This window comes from Anabaenopsis sp. FSS-46 (genome assembly GCF_029891665.1).
Taxonomy (GTDB): Bacteria; Cyanobacteriota; Cyanobacteriia; order Cyanobacteriales; family Nostocaceae; genus Anabaenopsis; species Anabaenopsis arnoldii.
In genome coordinates this window covers 39,123-48,325 of record NZ_JANQDG010000038.1, presented here as the reverse complement: position 1 = coordinate 48,325, position 9,203 = coordinate 39,123, and the positions used below count along the sequence as shown (strand labels likewise).

The following is a 9,203-nucleotide window of genomic DNA, read 5'->3' as shown; positions in this document are numbered from 1 at the left end:
CCCAATGGAAGAGTTGGGATTAACTACATTAACCAGAGGGATATCTTGTGAGGATTGATTTGTGAGGGAGTTATCGGCGGTAACTACTGGTAAGCTGATACTGGGTGATGTGGTATCTAACTTACGTTGAATGGGAATTTCGGAGGTTGATGTAGTTTCTCCAATGGGAGAGTTGGGATTAACTACATTAACTAGAGGGATGTCTTGTGATGACTGATTTGGGAAAGATTTTTCAGCGGAAACTACTGGTAAGCTGACACTGGGTGATGAGGTTGTATCTAACTTACGTTGAATGGGAATTTCTGAGAAATCACTTTTTTCTGTGGTTGAGTTTGATGATACTAATTTATGAGTTTGACTCGGTAAAAAATCCGTTTTTGTAGTTTCGGATTGAGTAGAAATATTTGTGTCTAAATTAGCTAAAGAATTATATGGTTGTAAAACTAATGGTGTTGATTGCGATCGCTGATTTTCTCCAGCAGTTTCTTTAACTGTAATTGCTTTAGCTTTAACAACTGGAATTTGCTGGTTAATTTGACCAATATCTGATGATGATAAGCTAGGATTTATAGCTTCTGTGGCTTGATTTTTATGGTATTGATTTTGAATATAAATAATAGGGGTTGATTCTGATTTTAAATCAATGGTAGTTGACCAACGCTGCATTTGTTGAGCGAGTAGAGGTAAGCGGTGAAAAAGATCGGGCGATCGCTCAATAATATTTCTCCCCATGCGAATATTAATAACCCCCGGTTTTGTCAACAGATTATGAAATCTTTTGACAAGTTGCGGATTAAGATGTCTTTGCCATGTTGGTAAATTAGTAGATGTCATTGTAGATTTTTAATTAGTTATATTCTGGCATCCAATGCTGAGATTATTACCATTTTTATTAAGCTTTATAAACTCCCCGATGGACTAATTCTAAACGTTCAAAAGCCACTTGTGAGCTATTACTAGCATTTAATTGTGGTCCTTCCCAAGCTACTGGATAAGCTTTTTTAAAGTTCCAGGCAATTAATTTTGATTGCTGACCATCTCGCACCATGATTGTACCGTTAATGAGACGAATTTTACCTCTGGTAGCATCTTCATACCACTTCCATAAATCATCTCTTTCCCCCAGTCCCCGCACCAAAACTAAATTGGGATAAGTCATATATTTGGGGAATTGATGAACACGGTGATGAACACCCCCTTCTACATAACTTTCTAACTCCAGTCTGCTGCTTAATCCTGTAACTTCTGAAAAGCCACCGACTGTTAAACCATCAATTTCTACCATAAAATTGAAAGCCATATAGGGGTCATGGGCGTTCTTGTCGGAATTACTGTTGTTTTTTTTTTGCGATTTTGCCATAAATATCCCCTATTGAGATAACCGATCAATATTTAATTAGTATTACCTGACTGCTGATTAATCTGCTGATTAATACGCGCTACTTGAGCTACCCACTGTTGTCTTTCCCAATGTTCCATATTCATTACTTGGTCATAAGACCAATTAAAGTGATAGGAAAGGTAAGCTACCTCCTCTAGAAGACGTTCTGAGGGGTAGCAAACTACTCCCCCACTGGGGAAGTTTCGACTTCAAACTCACCACCGCAATGGGGACAGGAAACCTGAAAGCGTGTATGACCATTTTGATTAATTCGTTGGTAAAAGTCTTGCAGGTAAACCAAATCCCCAGAAAATAATTCTTCAATAATTTTGGTATTGAGTTGGTCTAAAGTTCCTAGCTTAGTAATCACTCGTGCTAGCAGAATAATCACCAGATAACCAGGATTTCTCTGTACCCTGGGGTCGCGCAGAGGGGCGATTTCATCAAAAGCTGTTGATAGTCGCATAGTTCCTTCACGATGAAGGTTTCCTTCTGCATCGATATAGCCACGAGGTAGGGTAAAAAGAAATTCAGTCTGGTGCATTTTTCCTCACATTAACCAACGGTGATTCCTTCGTGAACAAATTCTAGTGATTCTATTGCTATTTCGCTAGCAGTAGCATTAAAATCTGGACCGCTCCAATTAGTCGGCCAACAATTTTCTAGGTTCCATCTAATTGTTTCTTCTCCTAAGTCATTAGCGAGAATAATAGAAACGTTTTTGCGCTCGATTTCTTTACCATCTAATAAATCTTTGTGCCATTTCCACAGTTCATCATTATCAGTAATTCCTCGTTTGAGGCTGATATTACCAAAGCTATTTAAACCAGGTACTTTTCTTTGTCCCAAACTTTTGTCTGTACCTTCTCGATATTCAATCACGGCTCTAGTGGCGTTCAAACCAGCACATTCTCTAAAACCTGCATGGACGATACCATCCCACTCTACCCAGAAATTATAACCATTAAATGGATCATGGGTATCTTTAACATTAGGCATGATAATTGCTCCTGAAATTACTAAGATTCGACAAATTTAACGCCGCTACTACCGTGAACTAAGGAAATCAAAATAAATTCACTGGGAGTAGTAGGCGCGAAACCAATTTCGGTAACTATCCTTCCAGTCTTACGGATTTCTGGCGGGTTGGTTTGTGCGTCACATTTGACATAAAACGCCTCTTCTGTAGTTTCCCCCTGAATTGCTCCCTGTTCCCAAAGAGTTTCTAAGTAAACTGTTAATTCCCGCTCTATCCTTACCCATAAATCTGTATTATTAGGTTCAAATACAGCATCGATTAAATGACGTTCTACCCACCGCAGAATAGTGATTTTGAGGCGGCGAATGTTGATATATTGCCATTCGGGATTTTGACTTAAGGTGCGTGAACCCCAAACTCTAATTCCCCGACTTCTAAAACTGCGAATACAGTTAACTCCGCCTCCTGTTGCTGAGTTTAATATTTGCCAATCTACATCGGAAAATAAAAGACTTAAATCCAAAACTCCTTCTAATAAATAGTTAGCGGGGGCGCGATAAACGCCAACTTGGGAATCATTACGCGCATAAATTCCCGCAATATGACCACAAGGAGGAATGTTACAGGAGGCGTTTTCTATGTTCAACCAGGGAGTATAGAGCGCACCATTATCACCAATTAATCCTTGTTGTTGTGCTTTCACCACTTTGATATCTTCGGTTTTGGAGATATTGAAAGCATCAAGAATGGCAAAGCGATCGCCCATTGTGTCACAATGCTCCAGTATAGCTTGTTGCATTTCCAGAGCTTCTTCTGGAGAGTTTTGCAGAATATCAGGCGCACATACTAAATCGATGATATCTAGTGCTTCGATGGCCTGTAAGCCCTGTTGCAATTCTGCCAGAGTGTGTTTTTTTAAACCGACCACATAACACAGACGACCGCCATTTTCAAAGAATCCCCGTACCGCATGACCTAAATAACTATTAGGTAATGGTTTACCAAAATACTGCACAAACTGAGTCCAGAGTGTGAGCATTTGCGGTACAGGATGATGATTTTCCGGAAAATTATTAACCTCAGCAACCCCCAAGAACACCGGAACACCCGTGAGTAAATCTTGACCTGGTATAGCAGGAATATCCTGTAAATAGACACCAGGGGCGGTTAAATTAAGGTGTGTGGATGTCTGCATAGGTTAATTAAGGGAATAGGTGAATAAGTTATTTTTTCTCTTCCACAAGTTGGCTAATGCGGAAGATCACAAACTCTGCTGGTTCTATGACTGCGACACCAATTTCAGTCACTACTTGACCGAGTTTGCGGGTTTCTGCAGGATTATTTTCTGCATCGCACTTGACAAAGAATGCTTCTTCAGGCGTTAAGCCAAATAATGCACCTTTGCGCCATTCATTGGTCAGGAATGCGGTAATATTGCGGCGAATTTTTGCCCATAGTTCTGGGGTATTGGGTTCAAATACTACCCATTGGGTTCCTTCGTCTATGGACTCACGCAGATAATTAAAGTGACGACGAATATTAATATATTTGAAGTCGGGATTATCTTTTCCTGCGCCTAATGTCCGTGCTCCCCAAATGCGGATGTTACCGTTAAGATTACGAATGCAATTGATACCATCATTATTTAATGGTGCTTGTTTAGCTTTGCTGATATCCTGCTTTAAACCAACTGCGCCTAAAATTGGTTCGTTAGCAGGTGCTTTGTGAACTCCCCTTTTATCATCGACCCGCGCATAAATACCAGCAATGTGTCCACTGGGAGGAACAAATTTCACTTCTTTACTTACGGGGTCGTAAACCTGAATCCAAGGATAATATACAGCTGCATAATCTGAGTTTCCTAGTAGCTTGTCACTACCCGGTTTTAGTTGGTCGGAGTCAACGGGAATATCTTCTTCTGTGTCCAGAATAGCAAAGCGATCGCCTAAATTGCGGCAGTGAATATCAATTTTTGCTAAGGCTGTTTTACTGGTAACCCCAGGCGCTGCAACAATGGCAATTTCATCAATGGCTTCAAATTTATCCAAAGCTGCATCTAGGTTTGCTTCTTCTGCTACCCAAGTGACAAAACACCTAGTTCCGCCATTTCTGAAGAAGCCATAAACCGCATGGGCGAGGATACTTTGACCAGAATTAGTGGAAAAATCCCCAAAAAATTTCTTAAATTCACTGAAGTTTGTACACAGTTTGACTTCACTTTCAGCAGTTGGTATAGTTTCTGCTGCAGTATCATCAGTAGCTGCAGCTAGAGTAATGATACCAATAAAACCGGCCGTACTCGTTCCTACACCGACAATCGGCGCTACCCCTGAAGATACTTCTTCAACATAGACACCGGGGGTAAAATAGGTGGGCATGATATCTTTTCCTTTGTTGATAATTGTGATTATCGGACAAATGCAATTGAGAATTGAGCAAATCTCAATTGACGGTTAATTGGAAATCTAATGATTTCACTTCCCCTGTTTGCAAATAGATTTGTTTTTGTTGTTTGGGATAGCCTTTAGCTGAAACTATGACTGTGATGGGAGTATTACTTGCTTCTATACCAACAAGTCGATAATTCCATTCTCCCTGTGATTGTTTAAGGATTTCAGTAGAGCTAAAAGTGTGGTCTCTACTCCCTTGAATTTCTACTCTAGCCATGCCAATGGGGTCGTTATCATCCGCACTGGTGATTGTGCCTATAAGCGTTGTTGGTTGTAATTTTAACTCTACTGTATTAATAGTATCAAATACAGCAAAATTTTCATCCTCCTTAATAATCTTTTTATTATTTATATCATCCGTCATTTCAACTTGACCTTGACCCTTGGCATAACGCCTGGGATCATCAAATAAAGATGCTTTTAATTGATAGCATCCTGCTGGTAAATTTCTGAAATAGAACCAACCATCAAATATAGTTTTAGTTCTTCCTAGTTGAGATTGTTTATTTTTGGGGTTGTAGGGGAAATAGTCAATAATTTCTTGATACCCTTGAAACTTATCCCGCCTACTCAGGTAATTATTTGCCAATAAAGCCTGGAATAATTGCACCTTATCAGCAGTATGTAACTGAGGATTTCTCAAGTTTTGTCGAAATTCTTGAATTGCTGTAGGTAGGCTTGCTGGGGATGAATCAAGGTCGGTATTCCCTGAGCGACACTGCATTGAGCCTGGTAATCCTAGGAGTTGAGTCTTGAAGATGACGGAGTTAATAAACTCATCAGGAGCGTCAATAATCTTAACCATAGCCCCGGAAATTCCTCGCCCTGTGATGGCATCCTTAACTTGTCCAGCTATGATGATTTGATGTTGAAATAGTTGTTGCTTTAGCATTTTTTCGATGGTAGTTGCAGAACAATTTAAGCATGAGGAATCAGGGCTAAGGTATGGCACAATCAATAATTAGCAGAATTATTAAATTTAAATTCTGTGATTAAATTCTGTTAATTTCCGTGCGTTGATAAAGTACCAGAGGAAATTCTGTTTCTGGTTCTTCCACAGGTACGGATATTGTTACTGTGTAATTGAGTGCTGCTTTGGGTTTTCCTCCAATTGCTTGCCAAAATTCCCCTAAACTTTGTAAGTAGCTAGAACGTAAACCAACTCCTACGGGTAATGGTTCTTGTCCTTTTAAACTACCTTGTAAAATTGCTGCTGGTAAAGTCCGATAACGCAGCAATAATTTCATTACTTCTCCCAAAATGTGATGTTCTTGTTGGGGGTCATCGGAATTAGCCCAAGCGGTAATCAAATAGGAACAATCTATCCTAGCTGGAGGACGTTTTTTAACGGCTGTACCGTTTTGGCGACGTTGCACCGACCATTCACTACTGCGCATTTCCAGATTTTCCCGGACATCATACAGAAACAGGTTAATGGCTGGTTTTTGTTTGATAGAACCTTCAAAGGGCATATCAAAACTAATAGCCACGTTGGTTTCACTTGACCGTTTTAACTCTGGTAATTCGTGAGTTAGTAATTTTTCTAGGGTGCTATCTAAGTCATCTAGCATGAATAAATTCCTATTTGTTTGACTCTATGCACTTAATTTTTGGCAATAAATTCTAGGGTAGAGGTGTCAATTTCTTGGGGTTTGTGATTGTTTTCCCTGTTAGCAATAGCTAATTCTTCTTCTAATACTTGTATTGCCCCACTGATGCGGATTAAAGTTTCCCGCAGGCTGGTTTTTTGTGCTTCTAAATTAGCTAGTGCTTTCTGTCCAGCTTCGTACTCTACTGTTAGTACTTGTAGGCGTTTCTCCAGTTGTTCCTTCATTGCTGTCTCACTTGCTGTTGAAAGGTGTTAATCTTGATCAGAAACCATAGGGAACTTCCAAATCATGAGTACCCATTTCTCGGAAATGAAGTCCACGATTTTGCTTACTCATATCGATTTTGACTTTCAGCAAAGCAGGACGTTCTGGTGTGGGTTTGGGAATTAAATGTGCCGGAATGCGCGCGGCGATATAGCGATTAAATGATTTGCTGTTCCAATGACGGGCAAAGGGATTATCATAGGTTGCCAGAAATCTTTCCATGGTATGACCGTTGACAGTAATGCCATTGTGCATACAACCGTTCCAGTCGTTGTTATGCTCCACCATATACAGCAACTTATCATTGCCTGACCACACATAAGGAACCATCAATTCTAAATTGGTTTTCTGTTGAATGACTGTATATGTATCCCAATTCCAGCTGTCAGAATCTTTGTTATTCCAACTTGTGGCATCACCGCCATTGATTTTCCAATGGTATCCTAGGGCTGCTTGAGTGGCGTGAGACCAAGGATTTTTACTGAATGCCAACCCAGACAACCAGAATTCAGTACCTTGTTTGGAAATCAAGGTGACTTTACCGGCTCTCCCAACGGGAATCGGTAGCCATTGGTGTGTGGTGTCATTCCCATCAGTGAGAGAACCATCAGGACAGTAGCAATTACCGTATCTTCTACCAGCTGCCCACCGTCCTAGGTCTTCTTTATATCCATCTAAAAACTGTACCTTGACTACGTTCCAAGTATCACCACTTACTCTGATCCAGACAGTATTGTATCCATCGGGAATGGTGACCAATGCCCCGGCATCATCTTCTTCTGACCCTCCATAGCAGAGCATTTTACGATCATTCCAGAGGTTGTTAATTGTGTGTCTGGTTTCCCAATCACCAGGTGCTTTTTTGAAGACACCGTGTACAGCGATCGCCCCTGCATCTCTAGCCTCAAAAATATCTTGATAAATTATTGGTTCATTGGGATACATCCGTTGTCGCATCGGGTTTGTAGACTCCAGATGCAAGGCGCGGATGACACCGTTAACATCTAGTTTTCTCCCTGGACTGGTTGTACCAATACCCACATTACCTGTATCGCGTTCAATGGTGATCCTTGTGGCGGTCTGGCCAGCGCGATAGGAGATTAACTTGATCACAGATGAAATATCTTCAGCCCCACCGCCTTCCGTTGACCAACCATACAGCCCATCTGGCTGACTGGAGAGGGAAATTGCTGGTTTTTCCTCTGTGGGAGCATTTAAAGCCGCCAGTCGCTCTTTAATTTTGGCTTCTATGTGTTTTTTAACGGCTTTTTCTGAAGGTACTACATCCGTGCGATCGCTATCTGTGGCGATTGTTTCCGATACAGAGCTAATCAGGGATTCCCCTAATTTTAACGACCCGGATACACTCAAGTTACCTTTAATCGCTAAAGATTGCCCATCACTTCTGAGGTTAATTTCTTCACCTTGGCTACTGGGTAACCTCGCCCCAGAATATTGGCGGACACTGTTATCTACTTGCACTTGTCCGTTTTCTACGACGAGTTTAGCTAACAACACCGTTTTAGCGTCTTTGGTTTCAATCGCTTCTAATGTTAAAAGGGGAGTTTCTGCAAAGCGCGTGAAACTATCTGGTATTTCTGGTTGTTGTAATACTTTTGGCTCTTGATGATAGCGCAAACACACCCAACATAGAGAATTTATCTTGATGTTGGTTTTTTCTTCTGCTAATACAATTAGATTACCTTCTCCATCAATGGCTGTACCAGATTTAACAGTAACTGCTGTTTCCCCAGCCATGGCTTCTACTTCTAGGCCTTCCACGATCCCCGCTAAATGCAGCTTACTATTGATATAACGTTGGCGATCGCTGAGATATTTATGCGCCAACTCGAAATCTTCATCTAGGAGATATTGTCCAGGAAAATAATTCGGACGTTGTAAAGCAAAATTTGTCCAATCTTGTTGCTGCACCATACAAATTTGGTTCCAGATTTTTGAAATATACCCTTGTCACTAACCCTATAAAACCCTACAAATAAAATAGGTATATGGTTGATTAAACCACATAGTGAAATTAGGAACTGCAAATCACAATTTACTACATTTTTCCCATTTCTGTGTCTACAAAATGACTTTCTTTATTGCATTTTTAGACGAATACAAAGGTTTAGCTGGCTCACATATGGATATTTTTACCCTCCATATATCTCACACACTTGATTGACTTGCACTTGGCGTTTGTTGATGTGGAAAACTATCTTATATTCCTATTCTGCCGAGCTATCCTCTGGATATCTATGACATTAAAAAAATATTAAGATTGTCGCGGATAATACAGGGTATCAGCTTGCTCTATCCTAAATTTCCTTGTTGGATATATAACTTCCTTACTCTATATGATAAGCAGTAAATTTCTATTATCTTCTTAACAATTTTAAATATCTATCTTGAGGTAGAAGACACAATGCTTATAGATAATAGGAGTTAGCCAAGTTGATAGTACATAAGTAAGGATCTATTGAATGTATGAGAATGGAGCCGATAATAATTTGAAATGA

Annotated in this window: 10 protein-coding genes and 1 pseudogene; all 11 read right to left on the bottom strand. The window is 40.2% G+C overall.

The window, feature by feature from the left end:
- Nucleotides 1-834, bottom strand: an 834-nt coding sequence (locus tag NWP21_RS03770; protein WP_280791668.1) for a hypothetical protein, incomplete at its 3' end; no start/stop codon positions are given.
- 58 nt (nucleotides 835-892) lie between these two features.
- Complete coding sequence (locus NWP21_RS03765) at nucleotides 893-1,360, bottom strand: phage tail protein (RefSeq protein ID WP_271733758.1); 468 nt, start codon at nucleotides 1,358-1,360, stop codon at nucleotides 893-895.
- Between the two features lie 32 nt (nucleotides 1,361-1,392).
- Nucleotides 1,393-1,545 (bottom strand): annotated as a pseudogene (locus NWP21_RS19065) (DUF6760 family protein); the annotation flags it as partial.
- A gap of 17 nt (nucleotides 1,546-1,562) precedes the next feature.
- Nucleotides 1,563-1,925 carry a phage tail assembly protein gene (locus NWP21_RS03760; RefSeq protein WP_271733759.1) on the bottom strand — a complete coding sequence of 121 codons (363 nt, stop codon included), beginning with the start codon at nucleotides 1,923-1,925 and terminating at the stop codon, nucleotides 1,563-1,565.
- Between the two features lie 11 nt (nucleotides 1,926-1,936).
- Nucleotides 1,937-2,380, bottom strand: a complete 444-nt coding sequence (locus tag NWP21_RS03755; protein ID WP_280650064.1) for a phage tail protein — start codon at nucleotides 2,378-2,380, stop codon at nucleotides 1,937-1,939.
- A 20-nt stretch (nucleotides 2,381-2,400) separates the two neighbouring features.
- A complete protein-coding gene (locus tag NWP21_RS03750; RefSeq protein ID WP_280791667.1) occupies nucleotides 2,401-3,555 on the bottom strand; it encodes a phage tail sheath subtilisin-like domain-containing protein in 1,155 nt (384 codons plus the stop codon).
- A gap of 28 nt (nucleotides 3,556-3,583) precedes the next feature.
- Nucleotides 3,584-4,738 (bottom strand): phage tail sheath family protein, encoded by a 1,155-nt coding sequence (locus tag NWP21_RS03745; protein ID WP_271733762.1) that lies wholly within the window; start codon nucleotides 4,736-4,738, stop codon nucleotides 3,584-3,586.
- Nucleotides 4,739-4,802: 64 nt separating this feature from the next.
- On the bottom strand, nucleotides 4,803-5,702 hold the full coding sequence (locus NWP21_RS03740) for a hypothetical protein (protein WP_280791666.1): 900 nt from the start codon (nucleotides 5,700-5,702) through the stop codon (nucleotides 4,803-4,805).
- Nucleotides 5,703-5,802: 100 nt separating this feature from the next.
- The gene (locus NWP21_RS03735; RefSeq protein WP_280791665.1) at nucleotides 5,803-6,381 is read right to left on the bottom strand and encodes a DUF4255 domain-containing protein; all 579 of its coding nucleotides are present in this window, start codon (nucleotides 6,379-6,381) and stop codon (nucleotides 5,803-5,805) included.
- A 32-nt stretch (nucleotides 6,382-6,413) separates the two neighbouring features.
- Nucleotides 6,414-6,644, bottom strand: a complete 231-nt coding sequence (locus NWP21_RS03730) for a hypothetical protein (protein WP_280791664.1) — start codon at nucleotides 6,642-6,644, stop codon at nucleotides 6,414-6,416.
- A 37-nt stretch (nucleotides 6,645-6,681) separates the two neighbouring features.
- The gene (locus NWP21_RS03725; RefSeq protein ID WP_280791663.1) at nucleotides 6,682-8,619 is read right to left on the bottom strand and encodes a hypothetical protein; all 1,938 of its coding nucleotides are present in this window, start codon (nucleotides 8,617-8,619) and stop codon (nucleotides 6,682-6,684) included.
- Nucleotides 8,620-9,203 lie beyond the last annotated feature (584 nt).